Genomic DNA, 24,840 nt, shown 5'->3' on the forward strand with positions numbered 1-24,840 from the left:
ACGCCCAACTGTTTCTGCCCGTGCTGCGCGCCCACCCCGCCGACCCGCCTGCTTCGTCGCATGGCTGTCCGTACCGCTCGCACAGCACGGGCACCGATCGCGTCAGAGGGCGCTCGTCGTCTGCTCGCCGGAGGCGCTGCCTGCGAGCCACTGCTCCCATCCCAGATTGAAGTCGGCGTAGCCGTTGTCGGCCGCGGCCTTGCCGCGGGGTGAGCCGGTGATGGTGATGGGATCGCCCTGCTTGACCTGACCGTAGAACCACTTGGCGTCCGCCAGGGACAGGTGGACGCAGCCGTGTGAGCCGCGTGCGCTGCCGCTGCCGGGGTTCGGGTCACCGGTCGAATAGTGGACGTAGGTGCCGGACTGGGTGAGGTGGATGTCCCAGGGCAGTGTCAGGTCGTAGTAGTCGGGGCTGCCCTTGTCGCAGCTGATGCCGACGCTGCACGAGGTCATGTGGACCTTTTCCTGCTTGTCGATGACGGCCATCGTGCCGTTCCACGTCGGGTACTCGGCGCTGCCCGCGTTGATGGACAGGGTGCGTACCGGAGCGCCGTTGCGGGTGACCTTCATGGTGTGGCCGGTCACTGAGACGTCCGCGCGCACGTCGTCACCGATCTTGAAGGTGTGCGTGTAGCCGTGTACGCCGTAGCGTCCGTTGCCGTTGCTGACGCCGGTCAGGTCGGCGTCGATCTTCACCGTCGTACCGGAGGGCCAGTACGTCTTCGGGCGCCAGTCGGCGCGCTTGTCGCCCATCCAGTGCCACGCTCCGGCCACCGGCTGGGAGGCGCTCACCTTCATGTGCTTCTCCACGGTGGCCCGCGCCTTCGCCGCGACAGGGTTCGTGAAGATCACCGAGATCGGCATGGCCACGCCGACCGTGGTTCCCGTCTGCGGGGTGATGGTCTCCAGCAGCATCGGCGGGCCCGCCGGCTTCGTGGGGGACGGAGAGGCGCTCGCACTCGGCTTTCCCGACGCCTTCGCGTCGTCGCCGCTCGCCTTGTCACTGCCGCCCCCACCGCAGGCGCTCGCGCCCAGCAGTGTCACCCCGGTGACGAATGCGACCCATATGCTGCCCTTGCGCCGTCCCACGAACTGCCCCGTCTTCTCGCTCTTCGGCCCTGACGGGCCCGTCCCTCTGTCAGACAAGGACGGTGCGGGTCGCAGTTGCGTGTGCCGCGTAAAACGTGTCCCAAGACTCACTTCCCCGTGGGGGCAGGGCAGCGATCGCCTCCGTGCCGCGCCCGGAAGCTTCGGCTACTCGCCTCCGTCGTCACGCAGGCCGGACACCGTCGCCACCCCAGGGCCGTCCGTCGATCCACGCAAGGCAGCGCCGTCGGCGCGGACGGCGGCAGGTCGTGCACCGGTGCTCGTGCGCCGCTTCTCGCGCCGGCCCACCTCAACGCGGCAGCCGACGGTCCGACGCCTTTGCCAGGGGTGGCCCACGGGTCGGAGGACCCCACCACGGGCAGAAGCCCAGCCCAACCCGGGTCCCGCACAGGGCACGATCCGGAATCGTGCTTCACGCGTTCCGCACCTAACGCATTCCGCCAAGGTGGGAATCGAATCGGTTCCGCGCAAGCGCTTCGACGAGATGGTACGACCGGCGATGGGCGGGGGCAATGGCGCGCCGCACGCCGAAGACGGTGCCCCAGGACGGGCCGCGGACCGCGCATCGGCCCGTGCTGTGCGCACTGCCCCCTCGTCAACCGATGTTCGGCGACCATGCCCCAGGTCAGTGGCACCGCGCGAGGTACCTGAGCGATCGCGCCCCGGCCATCGGCCCCACCCGGACGACGTGACGCGCCGAGTCGACGTGAGGGCACACCGCCGGTTGCCCACCGTCACACCGGAGCCGCTCCAGTGGACCGGTCGACGGCGATCCGGGCGCCTCGGTGATCGAACCGATTCGGCGCCCGGGCCGACCCGAGGAGGTCGTGGCTCTTGACAGCGCCGCTGAATCGGGAGCACCGTCTCCCCCCGAAACCCCTCTGCAATCCCGTCGTAAGAACGGCACCTTCGCGCGCTTCGGCATGTGCCAGCACCACCAGTACAGAACCGACTGGATACCGCCGACACGGTAGGGAGATCGGATGGGAACGACCCGTACGAGACGCCATGTGCCGGTCGGGCGCGGTGGCGTCCGACGACTGCTCGCGGTGTTACGGCGCCGCGGAAGGCCGGCGAACGAGCCGGTCCAGGCGTCTGTCGCATCGTGGGAGCGCTCCCGCAGTATTCAGTCGAAAGTGTTCACCCGGAGGGCGGCCACGGCGCTGCCAGCCGTCGGTGCACTCGCCGGGGCGTCGGCCACGACCAGGACTTACCGGGCCACAACGTTCGGACCGGACAGTGGCGGCTGAACTCCGCCGGCACGATCCCCGGCATCCAGTCCGGCCTCTGACTCCACCTCACCGGCGCCTTCGCGGCCAACGGCGCACTGGCCAAGCTGTGGACCCGCAACGGCGGCTCCAACCAGCGATGGAGTCTCAGCTGGGGGGAGTGGCTCCACTCCGCGGCTTGTCTCGCTACAGGCCGCGAGCCGCGGGCCGTGCAGGCCCCATCCGGGCTCCACCGACGCGGAGCCCGGCGCACCTCCGACCGTCCGACCTGGTCGTAGAACAGCCAACTGTGCCTGGACTCTACTTCGGCAGTAGCGACCCAGGCCGGCAACTGGACCAGTGCCGGGCAAGAACGCACCCGGCACCAACCAGGACTTCACCCACCGCTGACCTGATCACGCCTCCGGAACGCCCACACGGACCGGTGGTTCGTTCACCCCCACCCACTGACCCGCACCCAGTGAGGAACGCTGATGAAGAAGTACTGGGCACCTTTGGCCGCGGCACTGACGGCCACTCTCGGCTTGGGAGCCGCGTGGCCCGGCGCGGCCACCGCCGCCGAGGCGCCGCCCTCCGCCACACGGACCGCGGCCGCGGCCACGCCCCTGCGGGTGATGCCGTTGGGCGACTCCATCACCTGGGGTGTCGGCAGCCCGTCCGGAAACAGCTACCGCAGCTTTCTCGCGAACAAGCTGACGGCCGAGGGACACACCCTGGACTTCGTCGGCTCGGGGCGCAACGGCACCATGTCCGACCCGGACAACGAAGGCCACTCCGGCTGGCGGATCGACCAGATCGCCGGCATCGCGGACTCCGTGCTGACCCGATACCGGCCGAACGTGGTCACCCTGGAGATCGGCACCAACGACCTGAACGGCAACTACCAGATCCCGACCGCGGCCGACCGCCTCCACGCCCTCATCGACCAGATCACCAGAGCCGTACCCGACGCGACCGTCCTCGTCGGCACCGTGATCATCTCCACCAGCGGCACCGAGGAGGCCAACCGGCCCGCGTTCAACGCCAAGTTGCCCGGGATCGTCCAGGCCGAGCAGGCGGCCGGCAAGCACGTACGTCTGGTCGACATGAGCGCCCTGACCGCCGCGGACCTGTCCGACGCCCTGCACCCCAACGACAGCGGCTTCGCCAAGATGGCGGACGCCTTCAACGCGGGGATCCAGGCCGCGGACGCGGCGGGCTGGATCAAGCCGCCGGATTCCGCGAGCGGTCAGGTGCGCTCCGGGATCGCGGGGAAGTGCCTGGGGGTGAACGGCGGCAACAGTGCCAACGGGACCATCGCGGAGATCCGGTCCTGCGACGGCTCCGCCGCGCAGACGTGGTCGGCGCGCTCGGACGGCACCCTTCGGGCGCTTGGGAAGTGCCTCGACGCGGCCGGCCGCGGTACCGCGAACGGCACCAAGATCGTGATCTGGGACTGCAATGGCGGGACCAACCAGCAATGGCAGACGTACAACGGCGGCTACCGCAATCCGGTCTCCGGCCGCTGCCTCGACGACCCCAACGCGTCCACGGTCGACGGCACGCAACTTGTCCTGTGGGACTGCAACGGCGGAACGAACCAACAGTGGACCGCTCTGCCGGTCTCCTGAGCACCTGACCCCGCTTCAGCGAGGCAGCACTGGAACTTCAGGTGAGGTGACCCTGCGCGCAGCGCGTGTTCCTGCCCCCTGATCGCTTCGGGGTGTCCGGAACATACACCCGCGTCCGGCACGGCGGCCGTCGCCGGACGCGGGTTCCGGCATGCCCTCCGCAGGTTCTGATCAGGCGCGATACATGGGATGGATCAGAGCCCGATTGTGGGTGACGAGCGTATTGACTCGATGAGAGGTCTGTGGAATCACTAGGACATGGGATGTCTGAGTGGTTCCCGTGGGACTCTTGAGCGCCCACGCCGGTGGCCGCGACGGTCCCCGAACATCCCGTTCGACCAGGCACGGCAATCTCTGTCCCCTTCCCCCACAGCCCCGAGGAACAGAATGCGGCCTTCACCCTCTTCCCGTCGGAGCCCTGCCGCTCGCGGACCACGCTTACCGGCGTTCGCCGTAGTAGCCGTGACAGCGCTGCTGGCCATGCTGTCGGCAACCGCGCAGACGTGGTCGGCACCGGCATCCGTCCCGGCATCGGCACCGGCGCCCCTGTTGAGTCAGGCGTCGGGGCGGTGTCTGGACGTCAAGGGCAATGTCAACACACCGGGAACGGCGCTGGACATCCAGGACTGCGACAACCAGCCGAACCAGGCGTTCGAGTTCACCTCGGCGGGCGAGCTGAGGACGATGAGCGGAACCCGCTGCGTGGACGCCTACGAGAACCGGACCGCGCCGGGAACCCCGGTGATCATCTGGTCGTGCAACGGTCAGTCGAACCAGTCGTGGCGGCAGAACGCCGACGGGTCGATCACCGGTGTCCAGTCCGGCCTGTGCCTGGACGTCAACGGGGCGGGCACGGCCAACGGCACCGCGGTCATCCTGTGGACCTGCAACGGCCAGAGCAACCAGAAGTGGACCACGTCGACACCTCCGCCCACTCCCGGCGGGTCGGGCCCGTGCGACCTCTACTCCGCGGGCGGCACGCCGTGCGTGGCCGCGCACAGCACCGTGCGGGCGCTGTACGGGTCGTACGGCGGCAGCCTGTACCAGGTCAGGCGCGCTTCGGACAACGCGACCAGGAACATCGGCGTTCGGGCGGCCGGCGGTTTCGCCGACGCGGCGGCGCAGGACTCGTTCTGCGCGGGCACCTCCTGTGTGGTCACGGTCGTCTACGACCAGTCCGGACGCGGCAACGACCTGTGGTACCAGGGGTCGGCCCAGGTGCCGGGATCGAGTCAGAGCAGTCCCGCGAAGGCGACCTCGGAGTCTCTGACTGCCGGGGGCACCAAGGCGTACTCGCTGTACATCAATCCCGGCAACAGCTACTGGCGGGACGGTCATCTGACGGGTGTTCCGACCGGCAGTGCGCCCGAGGGGGCGTACATGGTGACCAGCGGCACGCATGTCAACAGCGGTTGCTGCTTCGACTACGGCAACAGCGAGACGACCCGGAAGGCCGACGCGGCCGGGGCGATGGACGCGATCAACTTCGGCACCCAGTGCTGGTTCGGCGGCTGTTCGGGCAGCGGTCCCTGGGTCCAGGCCGACCTCGAGTGGGGCCTGTACTCGGGGGGCAGCCAGTCCTGGAACCCCAACCAGCGGGCATTCCCCGTCAAGTTCGTCACCGCGATGCTGAAGAACAACGGGACGTCGAGGTTCGCCCTCAAGGGCGGCAACGCCCAGTCCGGCAGCCTCACCACCCTGTGGGACGGCGCGCTTCCCGCCGGATACAGCCCGATGAAGAAGCAGGGCGCCATCGTCCTCGGCAGCGGCGGCGACTGCTGCAAGCCCGGCGGCGGCGCCAACCTGAGCGCCGGCACCTTCTACGAGGGTGCCATCGTCGCCGGCTACCCCTCCGACGCGACCGACAACGCGGTGCAGGCCAACATCATCGCGGCCGGATACCGCTGAGTCCCTCCGTCCCACGTGGTGTTCTGCCTCGACCCGGCCGAGGAGGTCATGACATGTGCATGACCACTTCTTCGCCCGCTGAACCGTCCGCCGACCGCACCGGCCGTGGACACCCCCGACCTGCGAAAGGAACCCATCGTGTCAGCAATCGCACGGCTGTTACGGCGCCTGCGTGTCCCGACGGCCGTGGTCGCGGGCCTCGTCCTGGCCGCCGGCGGCGTCGTGGGCACGGCCGCCGCTCCGGCCCGGGCCGCCACCTCCGTCGTCCTCAACGGCGCGTCCGGCGGCCGGACCTTCGACGGCGTCGGCGCGATCAGCGGGGGAGGCGGCAACAGCAGACTCCTGATCGACTATCCCGAGCCCCAGCGCGGCCAGGTCCTCGACTACCTGTTCCGGCCCGGCTACGGCGCCTCCCTGCAGATGCTCAAGGCCGAGATCGGCGGGGACACCAACTCCACCTCCGGAGCCGAGCCCAGCCACATGCACACCCGCTCCGACCTGAACTGCGACCGGGGCTACGAGTGGTGGCTGATGGAGCAGGCCAAGGCCCGCAACCCGAACATCGAGCTGTACGGGCTTGCCTGGGGCGCCCCGGGCTGGATCGGCAACGGCAACTTCTGGTCCACCGACATGGTCAACTACCTGGTCTCGTGGCTGGGCTGCGCCAAGCAGCACGGGCTGAGCATCGACTACCTCGGCGGATGGAACGAGCGGGGCTACAACGTCTCCTGGTACCAGCAGCTGCGGAGCGCGCTCAACAACAACGGCTACGGCAGCGTCAAGATCGTCGCAGCCGACTCGGACTGGTCCGTGGCCAACGACGTCAACTCCAACCCGGCGTTCGCCTCCGCGGTGAGCGCCATCGGCACGCACTACCCCTGCGGCTACCGGTCCTCCCAGTCCACCTGCTCGGTGCCGGCGGCCGCCATGTCCTCCGGCAAGTCGCTGTGGGCGAGCGAGAACGGCTCGGACGACTACAACGGGGGAGCGCAGGCCATGGCCCGCGGCATCAACCGCGGATACATCGACGGACGCATGACCGCGTACCTCAACTGGCCCGTGGTCGCCGCGCTCACCCCCAACCTGCCGTACCCGACCATGGGCATGGCCCTGGCCGCGCAGCCGTGGTCCGGCTCGTACTCGGTCGGCAAGAACACCTGGGTGATGGCGCACACCAGCCAGTTCACCAGCCCGGGATGGCGCTATCTGGACGCCTCCAGCGGCTACATCGGCGGCAACCGTGCCAACGGCAGCTACGTCTCGCTGAAGTCCCCGAACAACTCCGACTACTCCACGGTCATCGAGACCATGGACGCCGCCGGCGCGCAGACGCTGAACTTCAACGTCACCGGGGGACTGTCCGCCGGAACCGTCCACGTCTGGTCCACGGACGTCAGGTCCGCCGACCCGGCCCAGCACTTCGTGCACGCCGCGGACATCACCCCCTCCGGCGGCGGCTTCAGCCTGACCGTCCAGCCCGGCCACCTGTACACGCTGACCACCACGACGGGACAGGGCAAGGGCACCGCCACCGGTCCCGCCCGGAGTGCGCTGAAACTGCCCTACAGCGACTCCTTCGACGGCTACGCCACCGGCACCGAGGCGAAGTACCTCATGGACTGGCAGGGTGCCTTCGAGGTGGTGGGCTGCGCCGGCGGCCGCAGCGGAAAGTGCGTGCGCCAGATGAGCCCGCAGAAGCCGATCACCTGGGACACGCTGACCGACCCGCACGCCCTGCTCGGTGACGTGGGCTGGGGCAACTACACGGTCTCGTCGGACGTGCTGCTCGAACAGTCCGGATACGTCGAACTGATCGGCCGCGCGGGCAGCCACGACTACGACCGCACCGGAGGGCAGAACGCCTACCGTCTGCGCGTGAGCGACACCGGGGCCTGGTCGATCCTGAACTCGAACACCAACGGGACGGTCTCCACCCTGGCCCGCGGCAGGACCGCGGCACTCGGCACCAATCGGTGGCACAGCCTGGCGCTCACCTTCTCCGGCACCACGATCACCGCCGTCGTCGACGGCGCCACCGTCGGATCCGTCAACGACGGCACCTGGGCCGCCGGACAGATCGGCTACGGGACCAGCCAGGGCGAGACGGCGCAGTTCGACAACCTGTCCATCACGCCCGGCAGCGGCGGGAACACCGGGACGGCCGGCGCGATCGTCGGCGTCGGCTCCGGCCGGTGCGTGGACGTGCCGAACCAGTCGCACACGGCCGGCACCCAGGTGGCGCTGTGGGACTGCAACGGCGGCAGCAACCAGCAGTGGACGAACACCTCCGCGGGTGAGCTGCGCGTCTACGGCAACGCCTGCCTGGACGCCGCGGGCCAGGGCACGAGCCCCGGCACCAAGGTGGACATCTGGGACTGCACCGGCGGCGGCAACCAGAAGTGGACGATCCGCGCCGACGGCACGATCACCGGCGATCAGTCAGGTCTGTGCCTGGACGCCACCGGCGCCGGAACGGCCAACGGCACCCTGTTGCAGCTGTGGACCTGCAACGGCAGCAGCAACCAGAAGTGGGCGCGCGACTGATCCCGTGACCGGTGGGCGGACGTCCCGAGTCTCCCCGATCCCTCTGAAAGGCCCCACATGACTTCCTCCTCCCTGCCGCTCAGCCGACGCCGACTGCTGGCCGCGGCCGGCGCGGCGACGGCCGCCGGCCTGCTGCGGTTCGCTCCCGAGGCCGCCGCGACCGACGGGCCCAGCAGCTACACCCCGACCTGGTCCTCCGTGGACCAGCACCCCCCGGCCCCGGCCTGGTTCCAGGACGCCAAGTTCGGCATCTACTACCACTGGGGCGCCTTCAGCGTTCCCGCCTTCGGCAACGAGTGGTATCCGCGCAACATGTACATCGGCGGCTCCGCCGAGAACAACCACCACAAGGCGACCTACGGCGACCCCTCCGCCTGGCCGTACAGCAACTTCATCGACGGCGGCCGTGACAAGGCGGGCAACTTCGTTCAGTTCGCCCCCAAGCTGGTCTCCCAGGGCGGCAGGTGGGACCCGGACGCCTGGGCCCGGCTGTTCAAGGCCGCGGGCGCCCGGTTCGCCGGCCCGGTCGCCGAGCACCACGACGGCTTCTCCATGTGGAACAGCCGCTCCAACCCGTGGAACTCGGTCCAGCACGGCCCCAGGCTGGACCTGGTGGGGCTGCACGCACAGGCCATCCGCGGGCAGGGGCTGAAGTTCATGGCCTCGCTGCACCACGCCTACCACTTCAACGGGTTCTACGACCACGTGCCGAACCAGTCGGACCCGAACCTGCGCATCCTCTACGGCCAGCAGGGCGCGGCCGCGGAGAACAAGCTCTGGTACGACAAGCTGGCCGAGGTCGTCGACGGCTACCAACCGGACCTGGTCTGGCAGGACTTCGCCCTGAACCAGGTGCAGGAGTCCTACCGGCTCCAGTTCCTCGCGCACTACTACAACCAGGCCGTCGCCTGGAACAAGGACGTGGTCGCGACCTACAAGGACGGCTTCAACAACAAGGGTGAGGTCTTCGACTTCGAGCGCGGCGGCCCGGCGGGCCTGCTCACCCCCTACTGGCTGACCGACGACAGCATCTCCTCCTCCAGCTGGTGCTACACGGTCGGCATCGGCTACTACTCCACGCAAGCCATGCTCCACTCGCTGATCGACCGGGTCAGCAAGGGCGGCAACATGCTGCTGAACATCGCCCCGATGGCCGACGGCACCATCCCCTCCGGGCAGCAGTCCATCCTGCTCGCCATGGGCGACTGGCTCGGCCGCTTCGGCGAGGCGGTCTACTCCACCCGCTCCTGGTCCAGTCACGGCGAGGGCCCCACCAAGATGGGCGGAGGCTCGTTCAGTGGACCGGTGGCCGGCAAACCGCAGGACATCCGGTTCACCCGCAGCCGGGACAACAAGGTCCTCTACGCCACCGCCCTGGGCTGGCAGGGCGGCACCATGACCATCACGACGCTGAACTCCAACCAGATCAACCTCAGCAGTCTGACCGGCGCCCAACTGCTCGACAACACCGCCGGCACCTACGTCAACCTGCCCGCACCGACCCAGGACGCGTCCGGCCTGCACCTCACCATGCCCTCGTCCAACCCGCCCTTCAGCGCCCTGGCGTACACGGTCAAGCTCACCTTCTCCGGTGAGATCCCCGTCCTGGGCGCGCCCGGCGGCTCCACGACCTGGGTCAGGATCGCCAACGTGACCAGCGGACTGGTGCTCGACAGCGGGGGCAACGTGGCCTCCGGTTCCAACCTCAAGCAGTGGAACTACGACGGCAGCACCAATCTGCAGTGGCAGCTGATCGGTCTCGGCAACGGCTACTACCGCATCGTGAACCGCACCAACGGCATGGTCGCCGACAGTTTCGGCAACTCCGCCAACGGCGCTCCTGCCCGCCAGCAGGCGTGGAACGGCGGCAACAACCAGCAGTGGTCGCTCAACAGCCTCGGCGACAACCGCTACCAGATCGTCAACCGGGGCACCGGCACCGCCCTGGACGGCAGCGGCAGCACCACGGCCGGCTCCAGCACGGTGCTGTGGACGCCGAACTCCAGCAGCAACAACGCGTGGACCATCACCGCCGTGTGAAGCGGTGCTCCCCGCAGGACACAAGAACTCCACGACGGAAGAAGGAGAGCATGGAACGTAAACCGCTCTTAATGGCCCTCGCGGCCGCACTGCTCCTCATCCTGACCACCGCGGGCACCTCGTTCAGCAGCGCCCTCGGCGCACCCGCGCCGAGCACGAGGTCCGCCGCCGCGGCGAGCGCCGGCTGCGGCAAGGCCCCGACGCTGACCAGCGGCAACCACACGATTCAGAGCGGCGGCCAGAACCGCAGTTACATCCTGCGGGTCCCGGCGGGCTACGACAGCAACCGGCCCTACCGGCTGATCTTCGGCTTCCACTGGCGGGGCGGCACGGCCAACGACGTCGACTCGGGCGGCACGGACGGGTACAACTGGTCCTACTACGGCCTCAGGCGCCTGGCGGACGCCGCGAACAACGGCACGATCTTCGTCGCCCCCCAGGGCAACGGCAACGGCTGGGCCAACCCCGGCGGCCAGGACGTGGCCTTCGTCGACGCCATGGTCAACCAGATCGAAGCGGGCCTGTGCGTCGACACCACCCAGGTGTTCGCCGGCGGCTTCAGCTACGGCGGCGGGATGTCGTACGCACTCGCCTGCTCGCGGGCGACGGTCTTCCGTGCGGTAGCGGTCTACTCCGGCGCGAACCTCAGCGGCTGCAACGGCGGCAACCAGCCCATCGCCTACATGGGGCTGCACGGCCTCAGGGACAACGTGCTGCCCATCGCGTCGGGACGGCAGTTGCGCGACACCTTCGTCCGGACGAACGGCTGCACCCCGCAGAACCCGCCCGAGCCTGCCAACGGAAGCCTGACGCACATCATCACCACCTACTCCGGATGCAGGTCCGGATACCCGGTCGTCTGGGCCGCGTTCGACGGCGGTCACGACCCCGGTCCCCTGGACGGCTCCACCGGTAGCGGCTGGCGCACCTGGACGTCGGCGGCGGTGTGGCAGTTCTTCACCCAGTTCGGCTCGAACCAGCCACCGCAGTCCGGCAACCAGCAGATCGTCGGCCAGCAGTCGGGCCGCTGCCTGGACATCAACAACTCGACCACCGCCAACGGCACCCAGGCACAGCTGTGGGACTGCAACGGCGGCTCCAACCAGCGGTGGACCCAAACCACCGGGAAGCAACTGGTCGTCTACGGCAACAAGTGCCTGGGCGTGGGCCAGGGTGCGGGCAACGGCACCCCGGCGGCGATCTGGGACTGCACCGGGCAGACGGACCAGCAATGGAACGTCAACCCCGACGGCACGATCACAGCGGCGCAGTCCGGCCTCTGCCTGGACGCCAGCGGCCAGGGAACCGCGAACGGGACGAAAATCCAGGTGTGGAGCTGCTCGGGCGGCGCCAACCAGCGCTGGCGCCTGCAAAGCTGACGGACCGGGGCCAGGCCCGCAACGGTACGGGCCTGGCCCCGAGGACCTGCTGTCCAGGCGGGTCAGCGCGGACGCAGCTCACGGCAGGCCGACGGTCCGCCCGCAGCCGTCGGCACGCTGTTCAGGCCCACAGTTCACTGCTGTCGCACACCCGCGCACCCATGTTGCGCTCCATCATGCGCAGTGCCGCGTCCGCGAGATCGGAGTGGATGTGGGCGACCGCGTCGCGCGGGACGACGACGTCGAAGTGGCGGATGTGGGCGTCGAGGGCGGAGTAGAGCACACACTGCTCCGTCACCTGGCCGCACAGCACCAGCCGCTCGATGTCCTGCTGGCGCAGCAGGTAGGACAGCGGGGTCTCGAAGAACACCGAGTGGCGCGCCTTGACCACGAACAGTGAGGAGCGGTCCGGTTTCACCGGTTCCACCAGGTCGGCGTGCGGCCCCGCGAGTGCCTGCTGGAGCAGCTCACCGTGATGAGAGCGCCACTCGCCGAAGTTGTCGTTGACGTAGATCACCGTCACGTCCTTCGACCGTGCCGTCTCCAGCAGGTCGGCGAGGACCGGGACGACCTTCCGGGCCGAGGAGAGCAGCTGTTCCGCGTCCTGGTGGTCGTACGTGTTGATCATGTCGATGACGATCAATGCGGTCTTGCTCATGGCCCCCGGGTTCCCAGGGAACGCATTGTGAACAAGAACGGCGGGGCTGATGTCGGAGCACGTCACCGAAGCCCGGTTGCGACGCGGGGACTGCTGCTGCATTCGGCGGCCGAAAACCGGTGCCGCATGGGGTGATTTGCCCGACGGTCATGGTCAATTCCAGCCGTTGTATTGATGCTTACATGACAACAGAGGGCACGCGGTGTCACTCTGCTCCGGGAAATCACAGTTCCTTCACAGGTTCAGTGCGTGCGACCAGTCGTGTTCCCGTCACCCCCCACCTCCTTCCACCCGCATGCCGTGCAGCGCTCCGGAGCGGCGTACCCCGCCGATCCGTCTCGTCCACGGTCCCCACCACGGGCCGGCCTCGTACCGAAGGAGAACCCGTTGTCCCTGCATCACCACGCGCCCGGGCGGCGCAGACGCGCAGCCGCCCTCGTCCTCACCGCCGTCGGCTCCCTGCTCGTCGTGGCCGCCCCTACACCGGCCGGCGCGACCCCGGCGGACCCGGGGCGCACTAAGATCACGACCACCCCCCGGGCCGGTGCGGCCCAGGTAGCCCTCACCCCCGCCCGCCGCACCGCCCTGGTGAAGAAGGCCCAGTCCGCGGCGGCCGGCACGGCACAGCGCATCGGGCTGGGCGCCAAGGAGAAACTCGTCGTCAAGGACGTCCTCACCGACGCGGACGGCACCACCCACACCCGCTACGAGCGCACCTTCTCCGGCCTGCCCGTCCTGGGCGGTGACCTCGTCGTCCACGACCGCGCCGGCCGTACCACCGTCACCAAGGCGAACCCGGCCCGCCTGTCGGTACCCACCCTCAGCCCGCGGATCACGGCTGCCGACGCCGTCGGCGAGGCTCTCACGGCGTCCAGGAAGGACCACGTCAAGGGCGCTGAGGTGGAGAACGCCTCCCGGCAGGTGATCTGGGCCGGCAGCGGCAAGCCCGTCCTGGCCTGGGAGACCCTCGTCAAGGGCGTCCAGAGGGACGGCACGCCCAGCGAACTCCAGGTCGTCACCGACGCCGTCAGTGGCAAGGAACTCCTGACCGCGCAGAAGGTGCACACCGGTGAGGGCACCGGCCAGTACGTCGGCACGGTCCCGCTCGGCACCACACAGGCCGGATCGACGTACCAGCTCACCGACCCCGACCGTGCCGGACACAAGACCTACGACCTGAACCAGGGCACCTCGGGAACCGGCACCCTCTTCACGGACGACAACGATGTCTGGGGCAACGGCCTGCCGTCCAGCCGCCAGACCGCAGGCGTCGACGTGGCCTTCGGAGCCGCGGCCACCTGGGACTTCTACAAGGAGGCCTACGGCCGCAACGGCATCCGCAACGACGGTGTCGCCGCCTACAGCCGCGCCCACTACGGCAACAACTACGTCAACGCCTTCTGGCAGGACTCCTGCTTCTGCATGACCTACGGCGACGGCTCGGGCAACACCCACCCGCTCACGGCGCTCGACGTGGCCGCCCACGAGATGAGCCACGGGGTCACCGCCGCCACCGCGGGCCTGCTCTACGCGGGCGAGTCCGGCGGTCTGAACGAGGCGACCTCCGACATCTTCGCCGCCGCCGTCGAGTTCCACGAGAACCTCGCGGCCGACCCCGGCGACTACCTCGTCGGCGAGAAGATCGACATCAACGGCGACGGCACGCCCCTGCGTTACATGGACAAGCCCTCCAAGGACGGTGACTCCAGGGACAGCTGGAGCTCCGGCCTGGGCGGGATCGACGTCCACTACTCGTCCGGCCCCGCGAACCACTTCTTCTACCTGCTCTCCGAGGGCAGCGGCGCCAAGACCGTCAACGGCGTCTCCTACGACAGCCCGACCTCCGACGGCCGTCCCGTCACCGGCATCGGCATCGAGAACGCCGCCGCGATCTGGTACCGCGCGCTGACGACGTACATGACCTCGACGACCGACTACGCCGGCGCCCGCACCGCCACCCTGTCCGCCGCCGCCGACCTGTTCGGCGCCTACAGCCCCACCTACCTGGCCGTCGCCGACGCCTGGGCCGGCATCAACGTCGGCAGCCGCATCGCCCTCGGCGTCAACCTCGCTCCGATCGCCGACCGGACCAGCGGCGTCGGCCAGGCCGTCAGCCTCCGGGTGGACGCCTACACCACCAACACGGACGCCACGCTGACCTATGAGGCCACCGGCCTGCCCGACGGCCTGGCCATCAGCCCCAGCGGTCTGGTCAGCGGCACCCCGACCACCCTCGGCACGGGGGAGGTCACGGTCACGGTGACCGACAGCACCGGAGCGAGCGCCTCGGCCACCTTCAGATGGCAGATCGCCTACGTCTATGCCGGCTCCACCCGGGTGGACATCCCCGACAACGGCGCCGCCGTGGAGTCCCCGGTGACCATCGCCGGCCGCGACGGCAATGCCTCCGCGACGACCAAGGTGTACGTCAACATCGTTCACACCTACCGCGGTGACCTCACCGTCGACCTCGTAGGCCCGAACGGCACCGTCTACTCCTTGCTGAACCGCAGCGGCGGCTCCGCCGACAACGTCGACCAGACCTTCACGGTCGACGCCTCCGCCCAACCGCTCAACGGCACCTGGAAGTTGCGAGTACAGGACCGGGCGTCGATCGACGTCGGGTACATCGCACGATGGGAACTGACACCCTGACCTGACAGCACACAGCCGCCCGGGTCCCTGGGGATCCGGGCGGCGCCGTCCGTTCCGTCGGGTACGCCGCGATGGCTCCCGGCACCGGCGGATACGGGTGTCACTGAGTGGTGAGCATGCCCTCGCGCAGTCGGGCGAGGGTGCGGGAAAGCAGGCGGGAGACATGCATCTGCGAGACGCCGAGGCGCTCGCCGATCTGCGCCTGGGTGAGTTCCTCGACGAACCGCATGTGGATGATCCGGCGGTCCCGCTCGTCGAGTTCCGCGATCATGGGGGCCAGCGCGTGGAAGTCCTCCACCAGCTCCAGTGCCGCGTCGTCCGTGCCGATGAAGTCCGCGAGTGAGCCCTCGCCGTCCTCCGTGCCGTCGATGGTGGCGTCCAGCGAGGTGGAGTTGTAGGCGTTCGAGGCCAGCCGCGCCTCGAGAACCTCCGCTTCGGGCAGGCACATCAGCTCGGACAGTTCCTTGACCGTGGGGGTCCGGCCCAGGCGGCTGCGGAGTTCTTCGGTGGCGCGGGCCAGCTGAACCCGGGCTTCCTGCAGACGGCGCGGCACATGGACGGCCCAGGTGGTGTCGCGGAAGAACCGCTTGATCTCGCCCACGATGTAGGGGATGGCGAAGGAGGTGAACTCCACCTCACGAGTGAGTTCGAAGCGGTCGATCGCCTTGATCAGGCCGATCATGCCGACCTGGACGATGTCCTCCATCTCCTCCGGACCCCGGCTGCGGAACCGCCCCGCGGCGAAACGCACCAGGGACATGTTCATCTCGATCAGCGTGTTCCGGGCGTACTGGTACTCGGGCGTGCCCTCCTCCAGTACGGCGAGCTGGTCGAAGAACAGCTTGGTGAGAGCACGGGCGTCCTTGGGCGCGACCTTGGACGGGTCGGCGAGTTCCGGCAGCTCCCTCACGTGAGTCTCTGTCCTTGCCGCGCTCACTGCCACCATGGTGCTTCCCTCCCGAGACATCTGATCGCCTGTCTGATGGAGCCACAGGCTGGCGAGAAGCCGCCTTCCCGCAGATCCGCCGCTCATGCCTGCCTGCCCGCAGCACTTTCTGTCCTTGCATCGACGAATATGGGGCTCAGGCGGTCGTACTGTGCAAGTGGGTCTCTGCTCGGGTGTGGTGGGCGCCTGCGATCGCGACGGCGGCGCGCACGAAAGCGGCGACGGCCGCCGAGCGGGCGTCCTGGGGCCAGGCGACGGCCAGTGTGCAGTCCGGCAGGTCGCTGACCGGCCGGTAGGCGATCCCGGGGCGCGGGTTGCGGCGGGCGACCGAGGCGGGCGCGAAGAACACGATGCTGCCCGTCTCGACGAGGCTGAAGATCTCCGACAGGTTGGAGGCCGGTGCCGTCGCACCGGGCTGCGACGGCGCGGCGGGGCCCTCATCCGCAGGTGCGCCGTTGAGGAGGCGGCGGCCGGCCAGGTCCGCGCGGCACAGCCGGGTACGGGCGGCAAGCGGGTCGGTGGCGGCCATGGCGACCAGGACCGGCTCGGTCAGCAGCGGCTCGCTGTCCAGTCCGCGTTCGTCCACGGGACGGAGCACGAGTGCGACGTCGGCGAGGCCATCGCGCAGTGCCTGGGGCTGGGCGCCGAACCCGCCGAGGACCAGTTCCGGGGGCAAGGCCGCGGGGTCGGTGCTGTAGGCGTCCAGGATCTGCGGCAGCAGACCGCCGTCGATGTCGGCCTTGAGGGCGATGCGCAACCTGGGCGAGGCGCTGCCGGCGTGCCGCGCCCGGTGGGCGGCGGCGGTGACCGCCTCCAGCGCGGTTCTGGCGTCACGCAGCAGAATCTCTCCGGCGCCGGTGAGTCTCACCTGCCGGGTGGTCCGTTCGAACAGGGTCACGCCGAGCTGTCGTTCCAGGCTGCGGATCGTCCGGGACAGAGGGGGCTGCGCCATGCCCAGTCGGTCGGCGGCCCGCCCGAAGTGCAGTTCCTCCGCCACCGCGACGAAGCAGCGGAGCTGCCGCACCTCCAGATCATTCATACCTCCAGAGTATCAATGGCGATCGAGATGGTCCTTCACCTGCGCTGTTGCGCCAGGTTCACTCGAGAGCGACCGTCCGGCACGCCCTCAGGGGCTTGCCCTCGACCGCCATGCATGGAGGCACTCGTGATCGTGATCACTACACCGACCGGTGACATCGGCCGACAGATCCTGGACCGCGTCCTGGACAGCGGTGAGCCCGTCCGGGTGATCGCCCGCGACTCCTCCCGTCTCCCGGAGCACGTGCACGCGCGGGCGGAGGTGGTGCAGGGCTCACACGCCGACGCGGACACGATCGCGCGGGCACTGGAGGACGCCGACCGGCTGTTCTGGCTCGTGCCCCCGGCCGGTTTCCGGGACGCAGGTCCGGCCCTGAGCCACTACCTGGACTTCACCCGGGCGGCAGCCCAGGAAGCCGCCGACCGGGGGGTGCGGATGGTGTACGTCACCTCCCTGGGACACGGATACAAGGGTGAGGCGGGACTGCTCTCGGCCGCGCTCGGCATGGACGAGTTGATCGAGAGCACCGGTGTGCAGTACCGGGCCCTGGCGCTGCCGTTCTTCATGGAGAACGTCCTCCGCCAGGCCGAGTCGATCACACATCAGGGCGTGTTCTCTATGGCGAACACCGCGGACCGGCCTCTGCTGACCGTCGCCACCCAGGACGTGGCCACCGCGGCAACAGCCCTTCTGCTGGACGGCACCTGGAACGGTCAGGCCCGCATGCCCTTGGCCAGCCCCGACAACCTGACCCCTGACGGCATGGCTGAGATCATCTCCGAAACCCTGGGCTGCCCGGTGCGCTACGAGCAGGTGCCGCTCGCCGACTGCCAGGTCCGCATGGTGCGGCACGGCATGAGCCCCGCGCTGGCCCGGGACATGGCCGACATGGTCAACGCGCAGAACAACGGCATCTACGACGCCGAACCCCACGGCCCGGCCTGCGCCACCGACTTCCGCCGGTGGTGCCAGAACGTCCTGAAGCCGGCCGTCCGGTCCTGACCGGCGCACCGCCGCCTTGCGCAGGGCTCGCTCGGCGATTCGGGCAGCTGCGGACGCGGGCAGCAGGCGGCCGAAGGCGAAGGTCTCGAAAGTGTTGAGGCGGCCGTCGACGACCGCCGGGCCCCGGCCGTGCAAGGCGGACATGACGGTGTCCGCGACGGCATCCGGCGTGCGCTTGCCCGGGACCCGCCGTGTGTTCATCGCCGTGTCGGTCGGGCCGGGGCTGACTGCCACGACCCGCACCCCCCTCGCCCTGGTCCCGGCCCACACATTCCCTGCCGGGCCAGCCGCTCGGTGATCGCGGCCCCGATGCCGAGTGCACACAACTCCTGGCCCGAGTACGGCAGGTCCGTGACGAACTCGCCCGCCAAGAGCAGCAGATCGCTCAGCGCCGTGCTTCAGGCGACCGAATCGCCGGCGAGCAGTTCCTGCGCCGGAGTCCCGGGAACGCCGGGCTTCTCGGCCTTCCTTCGTTGCTGCCCCGTTCACCGTCCGGAACTAGCCGGTGGGCAGGGAGACGGTGATGTCGGTGCGTTGTCCGGCGGCCAGGGACATCTTGCGGGCGTGGGTGCCGAGGGGTGAAGCGGCCACGGTCGCCGACGTGGTCACCGAGGTCATGCCGCGACAGCTGATGAGGGTGACGGTCTGGTCGACCGCCGAGGTGACGGAGAGCGTGGCGGCGCGGGCGGACAGGTCCCAGCTGAAGTTGTGGACGCGGATACCACCGCGCGTGCGTACGCCGGTGATGGTGCCCTGGGCGAGTTGGTCGGGCAGGGCCGGCAGGACTTCCAGCACTCCGGGCCGGGAGTAGATCAGGGCCTCCGCGAGCACAGCCGGCAGGGCGTTCGCGGCGTCCGCGTTGTAGATGTCCAGGTCGGGATTGTGCGAGGTCATCAGCGACCTGAAGAGCATGTTGTTGCCGATGATCTTCCTCAGGTTGTCGTAGACCTTGCCGCCGTCCTTCAGGCGAGCGGCGGCCAGGGCACGGTGGAGACTGCCGTGGGCGGAGATGTTCTGATCACCGCGCTTCTCCAGGGCCTTGAGCGCCGGACCGACGAGTGCGGGCTGCTCCTCGGGGTTGATCTCGTGCAACGGCCAAGCGCCATACAGGTGCTGGACATGGCGGTGGTCGTAGTGGTCGGTCAGGGTGGGCCAGGACCATTCGGCGAGCGCGCCGTCGCTGTTGACGCGGTAGTCGGGCAGCTTGGCCAGCAGCGCCGTCCAGCGGGACACGCCCTGTCCGCTGCCCTGCTCCACGCCCAGCGCGTTGGCCGCGTCGACGGCGGCCTGGAGGGCGTGCCGGCCGGCCATGATGTCGCCGGTGGCGTTGACCGACAGGCACACGCCGGTGTTGCCGGGCGCGTTCTCCATGGAGAAGGACGGCACGAAGACGGCCTTGCCGTTCGCGTCGCTCCGGGTCAGGAAGTCCTCGTAGAACAGGGCCAGTTCCATCAACGCCGGCGCCAGCTTGCTGCGGTGGAACTCGCTGTCGCCGGTGACCTCGTAGTACTCCAGCATCGGGTACAGCAACCAGTCGGCGCCGCCGGTCCAGCAGTGGCCCGGAAACGAGTCGTTGTCGAAGTGGAGCATGTGGCCGTACTCGCCGTCGGTGCGGGACGGGGCGAGGAAGCCGCGCGCGCCGTAGAGGTGGGCGGCGTTGGTGCGCCAGTCGGCGAGCTGGCCGAGGACCAGGTCGAAGTAACCTTTCATGACCTCGGTGGTGTCGAGGATGTTGGCGCCCGCGACCTGGAGGTTGATGTTGGCGTCGGTCGTGAGGTCGTCGGCCCAGGCGCCGTTCCAGGAGCCCGTCCAGATGCCGGTGAGGCGGGGCGGCAGGACCCCGCTGGAACTGAGGAAGAGGTAGCGGCCCGAGTCGTACAGCCGCTCGAGCAGCGCGAGGTCGATGACGTCCCGGTCCGCGTTCTGGCGGGCGATGAGTTCGCTGACGGAGAGCCCGCGGTCGGCGTCGGGGACGTCGAGGTCGAGGCGGGAGCGGTCGTACAACTCGGTGTGGAGCGCGGTGTGCGCCGAACGCAGGGCGGCGTAGTCGGTGCCGGTCGCGGCCAGCTGGGCGTGCAGCGGTTCGGAGTCCCAGGCGGTGGCGGACTCGTAGCGGTCCAGCTTGGTCAGCAGGAGCACCCTGGCGGCCCTGGACACGACGATCGTGGAGCCGCTGACGGTCACCGAGGAGTTCGCCCCGGTCGCCGCGACACGCGTGACGCCCTCGTAGCCGAAGGCGCCCTGCCCCGCGGGATAGGTGCCGCGCAGGTTCAGATAGCCGTCGCCGTCGCTCACCGTGGCGCGGGTGGTGAAACCGACGGTGCCGGGGACACCGTCGAGCGCGGTGTTGACGCTCAGCGTGGTGTCGACCGTGCGGCCCGGGGCGGGGATCAGCTCGTGGACGATCACGTTGTCGGTCCGGGAGACGAACGCCCGGCGCGTCCAGGTGCCGTACTCGTCGGTCCAGCTGGAAGTGACCTCCCCGGTGCGGTAGTCGGTGGTCCGGGTGTAGTCGTCGACCGTGGTCATGCCCGGAGTGCTGATGAGGAGTTCGTACGCGGGATGGTAGGTCTGCGTCCAGTGCAGCGACCACCCGGAGGCGAAGTCCCTGTTCGCGCCGGCGTAGTCGCCGGCCAGGGCCTTGTCCCGTACGCCGTCGAGGCGGCCGGAGAGCACGGGGGGCTCGAGCGTGCGGGTGCCGTTCGGCAGCACCAGCCGGTGGTGGTTGAGGACCACCTTCTCCAGCGTCGGCACCCCGTGCAGGACGGCTCCGTGCTCGCCGTTGCCAGTGAGGAAGCCGTCGGTCCAGGAGGCGGCGGGGGAGGTGTCGTGGATGCCCCGGTCGGGGAGCGTGACCCGTGGGGGAGCGGCGGTCCCGGCGGTGATCGGGTCCGTGGAGCCGATCGGGTCCACGGAGCCGTTCGAGGAGCCGTCCAGGGGGTGGTTCGTCACGCAGGATCCTTCGGGAGAGCAGGGTGGAGACAGAGGGCGGAGGCGACCCGGGGAGGTGGTCGCCTCCACCGGCTAATCCTGGACCTTGCCCCCGGTGACCCGGGAGAGTGCCAGGGCGATCAGGATGATGGCGCCGTTGAGGGCGCCGATCCACTGTGCGGGGACCCCGCCGAGGGTGAGGACGTTCTGGATCAGGAAGAGCAGCAGGATGCCGGTGAACGCGCCGAACATCGTGCCTTTGCCACCGTTGAGACTGATGCCGCCGATGACGGCCGCGGCGAACACCGTGAAGATGTAGCCGTTGCCCTGCGCGGAGGCCACCGAGGCGAGACGCCCCGAGAGCATCAGACCGCTGAGCGCCGCCAGCAGGCTCGCGGTGACGATGACGATCCACAGCACCCGGTCGGTGCGGATGCCGGCCGCCTTCGCCGCGTCGACGTTGCCGCCGATCGCGTAGAGGGAGCGGCCGAAGCTGGTGAAGCCGAGCACCACGATCCCGACGGCGAACAGGATGAGGCAGACCCACACCGAGGCGGGCATGCCCAGCCACTCGGCCGTGCCGATGTACAGCATCGACTGTGGCAGCTGGAAGAAGGTCTGGCCGCCGGAGATGCCGGTGAGGATGCCGCGCAGCACGATCAGCATGCCCAGGGTCACGATGAAGCCGTTGAGGCCGAACCGGATGATGAACAGGGCGTTGACCGCGCCGACCAGCAGGCCGACGGCGAGGGTGACCGGTACCGACCAGGCGCCCGGGAGCAGCCCGAGGCCGTGTGTGGCGCCCGCCGGGACCGTGAGCCAGGCGGCGACGCCGGGGGCGAGCCCGACCGTGGACTCCAGGGAGAGGTCCATCTTCTTCACGATCAGCACCAGCGTCTGCGCCAGGACCAGGACCGCGATCTCGGACATGGTCTGGAGCACGTTGATGAGGTTGTCGGCCTGGAGGAACACCGGGTTGACGATCTGGCCGACGATCGCGATGACGATGATCGCGGGAATGAGGGCGAGGTCGCGCAGCCGGGCGAAGGCGATCCTGCGCCCTCCCGCCCTCGGGCCGGCCGGTTGTTCCTCCGGCGGGGTCTTCGCGGTGGTCGCGGCCGCTGTCTCAGACATCGAGGTCCACTCCTTCCATGGCGGCCACCAGCTCGTGGTCGTGCCAGCCGCTGGGCTTCTCGGCGACCACGCGGCCCTGGAACATCACCAGCACCCGGTCGCACATGCGCAGGTCGTCGAGTTCGTCGGAGGCGATGAGCACGCCGGTGCCGGACTCGGCGGTCTCCTCGACCTTGCCGAGGAGGAACTCCTTGGACCGCACGTCGACGCCGGCGGTCGGGCTGATGAGCACCAGCACCTTGGGGTCGTTGGCCAGGGCGCGGGCCATGACGACCTTCTGCTGGTTGCCTCCGGAGAGCCCGGACACCTCCAGGTCGGGACCCGGTGTCTTGATCGCCAGGTTGTCGATCATGTCCTTGGCGAGTTCGTCGCGGCGTCGGCGGTCGATGAACCCGGGCGGGCCGAGCCGTTCCGGGATGGTCAGGGTCGCGTTGTCCGCGATGGACATCGCGGGTACGTAGCCCTGGTGATGGCGGTCCTGCGGGACGAATCCGACACCGGCCCTCAGGGCCGCGGGGACGCTGCCCGGCCGGGGCCTGGCTCCCGCGATCTCCACGGTGCCGGTGTCGGCGGCGCGCAGCCCCACCACGGTCTCGGCGAGTTCGGTGCGGCCACTGCTCGCCGCGCCGGCCAGACCCACGATCTCGCCGCCCCGGACCCCGAACGACACGTCGTCGTAGGCGCCGTCGAGGGAGGCACCGCCGACCGTGAGGATCGCCGGGACCGCGGTGCCCACCGGGCCGCGGCGCCTGCCCGTGCTCTCCGTCGCGGCGTCGCCCGTCATGGCGGCGACGAGCTCGGAGCGGGGCAGGTCGGTGACGGAGGCGGTGAGGATGTGCCGGGCGTCGCGGAACACCGTCACCGTGTCGCAGATCTCGTAGATCTCCTGCAGGTGGTGACTGATGAACAGGAAGGTGACGCCCTGTTCCTGGAGGTCCCTGATGCGGCCGAAGAGGCGGTCGATGGCCGCCGCGTCCAGCTGCGCGGTGGGCTCGTCGAGGATGATGAAGCGGGCACCGAAGGAGAGCGCCCTGGCGATCTCCACGAACTGCCGTTGCTCGACGTCGAGTTCACCGGCCGCGGTGCGCACGTCCACGTCGACCGACCAGGTCCGCAGCAGCTCCTCGGCCTTGCGGCGGAGCGTGCGCCAGCTGATCAGGCCGCCCGGCCCGCGGTCGTGACGGTTCAGGAAGAGGTTCTCCGCCACCGTCAGTTCGGGGATGATCGTGGACTTCTGGTAGACGCAGGCCACGCGCCGTCGCCACGCGTCCCGGTCGGCGAGCCGGGGGGCCGGTTCGCCGCCGAAGGTCACCGTGCCCGTGTCGGGTGCCTGGAGGCCGGTGAGGATCGACACCAGGGTCGACTTGCCGGCGCCGTTGCGTCCCACCAGCGCGTGTGTCTGCCCGGGGGCGATCGTGATCCGTGCGTCGCTGAGCGCGACCGTGGATCCGTACCGCTTCGTTATCCCCGCCGCCTCGGCGACGGGCGGAGCCGTGAGCATGTCTGCGTGTCGCCTTCCGGTCAGCCGAGGTTGTTGCCCCAGAGGGACTTGTCGTCGCTCTTGAGGCTGCTGACGCCGCCGTAGGTGCCGCCGTCGGCGGTGACGAGCGGGGCCGACAGCTGGTCCTCGAGCACTCCGTCGCGGACCTGGATGATGGTGCTGTCGTGGTCGGTCTTCCCGGGCTTGAAGGTCTTCCCGTCGATCGCCGCCTTCAGGTAGTACAGGGCGTACTTGGCGTAGAGGTCGGCCGGCTGGGAGACCGTGGCGTCGATCTGGCCGCCGCCGATGTCCTTGAGCTCCTCGGGGATGCCGTCGTTGGACACGACGAAGACGTGCTTCTTGTCCTTCGGGTCGACCAGCAGGCCCTTCTGCTTGAGCACCTGGAGCGTGCCCGAGAGCGCGAAACTGGACTGCATGTAGACGCCCTTGATGTCCGGGTGGGCGGTCAGGTCGGTCTGGAGCTTCTGGGCGGCGACGGCACCGTCCCAGTTGGTGGCCTCGCCGAAGACCCTGATGCCGGGGTAGTTCTTCTTCATGCAGTCGTTGAACGCCTCGGTGCGGTCACGGCCGTTGATGGAGGAGAGGTCGCCCTGGAGCATGACGACCTTGCCCTTGCCGTGCAGCTTGGTGCCGAGGAACTGGCACGCCTTCTCGCCGTACGCGCGGTTGTCGGCCCGCACCACCATGTAGACCTTGCCGGTGTCGGGGCGGGTGTCCACGGTGACGACGGGGATCTTCTTCGCCTCCATCTGCGCCAGCGTGGGCGCGACGGCCGCGGTGTCCTGGGGGGCCATGGCCACTCCCTTGACGCCCTGGCTGATGAACGTCTGGGCGTTCGCGGTCAGCTTGGCGACGTCGTTCTGGGAGTTGGTCGTCTTCAGGTCCAGGCCCAGCTCCTTGGCGTACTGGGGCGTGTACTTGATGTACGAGTTCCAGAAGTCGGTGTCGGAGCGCGGGTAGTCGACGCCCACCACGGGCTTGCCGCCGTTCGAGCCGTCCGTCGTGCCGGAGCTCTGGCAGGCGGTGAGGGCGGAGACCGTGAGGACGGCGAGTGCACCGAAACAGGCGTACCGGGTGTGTCTGAGCGTCATTGCTCATCTCCTTGGTGCGGGAAGGCCGGGAAGCGGATGGGGTGCCGAGGGGGGAAGGTCTTGGGG

Annotated in this window: 15 protein-coding genes; 7 read left to right on the forward strand and 8 right to left on the reverse strand. The window is 69.3% G+C overall.

Features of this window, described 5'->3' with window-relative positions:
• Positions 1-102 precede the first annotated feature (102 nt).
• Entirely contained in the window at positions 103-1,089 is a 987-nt protein-coding gene (locus AOJ26_RS30135) for a L,D-transpeptidase (RefSeq protein WP_053851529.1), read from the reverse strand.
• 1,720 nt (positions 1,090-2,809) lie between these two features.
• Between AOJ26_RS30135 and AOJ26_RS30140 the strand changes: the two genes are divergently transcribed.
• From AOJ26_RS30140 to AOJ26_RS30160, 5 genes are all read left to right on the forward strand, one after another.
• Entirely contained in the window at positions 2,810-3,946 is a 1,137-nt protein-coding gene (locus AOJ26_RS30140) for an SGNH/GDSL hydrolase family protein (RefSeq protein ID WP_053851530.1), read from the forward strand.
• Positions 3,947-4,426: 480 nt separating this feature from the next.
• Positions 4,427-5,854 carry an arabinofuranosidase catalytic domain-containing protein gene (locus AOJ26_RS30145; protein ID WP_053851542.1) on the forward strand — a complete coding sequence of 476 codons (1,428 nt, stop codon included), beginning with the start codon at positions 4,427-4,429 and terminating at the stop codon, positions 5,852-5,854.
• 138 nt (positions 5,855-5,992) lie between these two features.
• Positions 5,993-8,398: a ricin-type beta-trefoil lectin domain protein gene (locus AOJ26_RS30150; RefSeq protein ID WP_053851543.1), complete on the forward strand. Its 2,406-nt coding sequence runs from the start codon at positions 5,993-5,995 to the stop codon at positions 8,396-8,398.
• Between the two features lie 57 nt (positions 8,399-8,455).
• Positions 8,456-10,438, forward strand: a complete 1,983-nt coding sequence (locus AOJ26_RS30155; protein ID WP_053851531.1) for an alpha-L-fucosidase — start codon at positions 8,456-8,458, stop codon at positions 10,436-10,438.
• Positions 10,439-10,509: 71 nt separating this feature from the next.
• On the forward strand, positions 10,510-11,817 hold the full coding sequence (locus AOJ26_RS30160; RefSeq protein ID WP_053851532.1) for a ricin-type beta-trefoil lectin domain protein: 1,308 nt from the start codon (positions 10,510-10,512) through the stop codon (positions 11,815-11,817).
• 121 nt (positions 11,818-11,938) lie between these two features.
• On the opposite strand, the gene AOJ26_RS30165 is transcribed toward AOJ26_RS30160, so the two are convergent.
• A complete protein-coding gene (locus tag AOJ26_RS30165) occupies positions 11,939-12,475 on the reverse strand; it encodes a cysteine hydrolase family protein (RefSeq protein WP_053851533.1) in 537 nt (178 codons plus the stop codon).
• A 387-nt stretch (positions 12,476-12,862) separates the two neighbouring features.
• Between AOJ26_RS30165 and AOJ26_RS30170 the strand changes: the two genes are divergently transcribed.
• Positions 12,863-15,130 carry a M4 family metallopeptidase gene (locus AOJ26_RS30170; RefSeq protein ID WP_053851534.1) on the forward strand — a complete coding sequence of 756 codons (2,268 nt, stop codon included), beginning with the start codon at positions 12,863-12,865 and terminating at the stop codon, positions 15,128-15,130.
• A 100-nt stretch (positions 15,131-15,230) separates the two neighbouring features.
• Here the strand turns inward: AOJ26_RS30170 and AOJ26_RS30175 are convergent, their stop codons facing one another.
• Both AOJ26_RS30175 and AOJ26_RS30180 read right to left on the reverse strand, forming a co-directional pair.
• A complete protein-coding gene (locus AOJ26_RS30175; RefSeq protein WP_053851535.1) occupies positions 15,231-16,076 on the reverse strand; it encodes an RNA polymerase sigma factor SigF in 846 nt (281 codons plus the stop codon).
• 136 nt (positions 16,077-16,212) lie between these two features.
• Positions 16,213-17,115 (reverse strand): LysR family transcriptional regulator, encoded by a 903-nt coding sequence (locus AOJ26_RS30180; RefSeq protein WP_053851536.1) that lies wholly within the window; start codon positions 17,113-17,115, stop codon positions 16,213-16,215.
• Between the two features lie 126 nt (positions 17,116-17,241).
• Here AOJ26_RS30180 and AOJ26_RS30185 point away from each other — a divergent pair, with 126 nt between their 5' ends.
• A complete protein-coding gene (locus AOJ26_RS30185) occupies positions 17,242-18,117 on the forward strand; it encodes an NAD(P)H-binding protein (RefSeq protein ID WP_053851537.1) in 876 nt (291 codons plus the stop codon).
• Positions 18,118-18,615: 498 nt separating this feature from the next.
• On the opposite strand, the gene AOJ26_RS30190 is transcribed toward AOJ26_RS30185, so the two are convergent.
• The 4 genes from AOJ26_RS30190 to AOJ26_RS30205 form a co-directional block, all read right to left on the reverse strand.
• Positions 18,616-21,069 (reverse strand): glycosyl hydrolase family 95 catalytic domain-containing protein, encoded by a 2,454-nt coding sequence (locus tag AOJ26_RS30190; protein WP_234358700.1) that lies wholly within the window; start codon positions 21,067-21,069, stop codon positions 18,616-18,618.
• A gap of 72 nt (positions 21,070-21,141) precedes the next feature.
• Complete coding sequence (locus AOJ26_RS30195) at positions 21,142-22,182, reverse strand: ABC transporter permease (RefSeq protein ID WP_053851538.1); 1,041 nt, start codon at positions 22,180-22,182, stop codon at positions 21,142-21,144.
• Complete coding sequence (locus AOJ26_RS30200; protein WP_053851539.1) at positions 22,175-23,683, reverse strand: sugar ABC transporter ATP-binding protein; 1,509 nt, start codon at positions 23,681-23,683, stop codon at positions 22,175-22,177. Before AOJ26_RS30200 ends, AOJ26_RS30195 begins: the two co-directional genes overlap by 8 nt.
• A 20-nt stretch (positions 23,684-23,703) precedes the next feature.
• On the reverse strand, positions 23,704-24,774 hold the full coding sequence (locus AOJ26_RS30205) for a sugar ABC transporter substrate-binding protein (RefSeq protein ID WP_053851540.1): 1,071 nt from the start codon (positions 24,772-24,774) through the stop codon (positions 23,704-23,706).
• Positions 24,775-24,840 lie beyond the last annotated feature (66 nt).

The sequence above is a fragment of the Streptomyces sp. NRRL B-24085 genome, assembly GCF_001282115.1.
Lineage (GTDB): Bacteria > Actinomycetota > Actinomycetes > Streptomycetales > Streptomycetaceae > Streptomyces.

Coding starts and splice junctions, on each gene's coding strand:
- AOJ26_RS30205 (WP_053851540.1), bottom strand. CDS start 24,774: ATGACGCTCAGACACACCCGGTACGCCTGTTTCGGTGCACTCGCCGTC.
- AOJ26_RS30140 (WP_053851530.1), top strand. CDS start 2,810: ATGAAGAAGTACTGGGCACCTTTGGCCGCGGCACTGACGGCCACTCTC.
- AOJ26_RS30180 (WP_053851536.1), bottom strand. CDS start 17,115: ATGAATGATCTGGAGGTGCGGCAGCTCCGCTGCTTCGTCGCGGTGGCG.
- AOJ26_RS30160 (WP_053851532.1), top strand. CDS start 10,510: ATGGCCCTCGCGGCCGCACTGCTCCTCATCCTGACCACCGCGGGCACC.
- AOJ26_RS30200 (WP_053851539.1), bottom strand. CDS start 23,683: ATGCTCACGGCTCCGCCCGTCGCCGAGGCGGCGGGGATAACGAAGCGG.
- AOJ26_RS30195 (WP_053851538.1), bottom strand. CDS start 22,182: ATGTCTGAGACAGCGGCCGCGACCACCGCGAAGACCCCGCCGGAGGAA.
- AOJ26_RS30155 (WP_053851531.1), top strand. CDS start 8,456: ATGACTTCCTCCTCCCTGCCGCTCAGCCGACGCCGACTGCTGGCCGCG.
- AOJ26_RS30165 (WP_053851533.1), bottom strand. CDS start 12,475: ATGAGCAAGACCGCATTGATCGTCATCGACATGATCAACACGTACGAC.
- AOJ26_RS30175 (WP_053851535.1), bottom strand. CDS start 16,076: ATGGTGGCAGTGAGCGCGGCAAGGACAGAGACTCACGTGAGGGAGCTG.
- AOJ26_RS30145 (WP_053851542.1), top strand. CDS start 4,427: ATGCTGTCGGCAACCGCGCAGACGTGGTCGGCACCGGCATCCGTCCCG.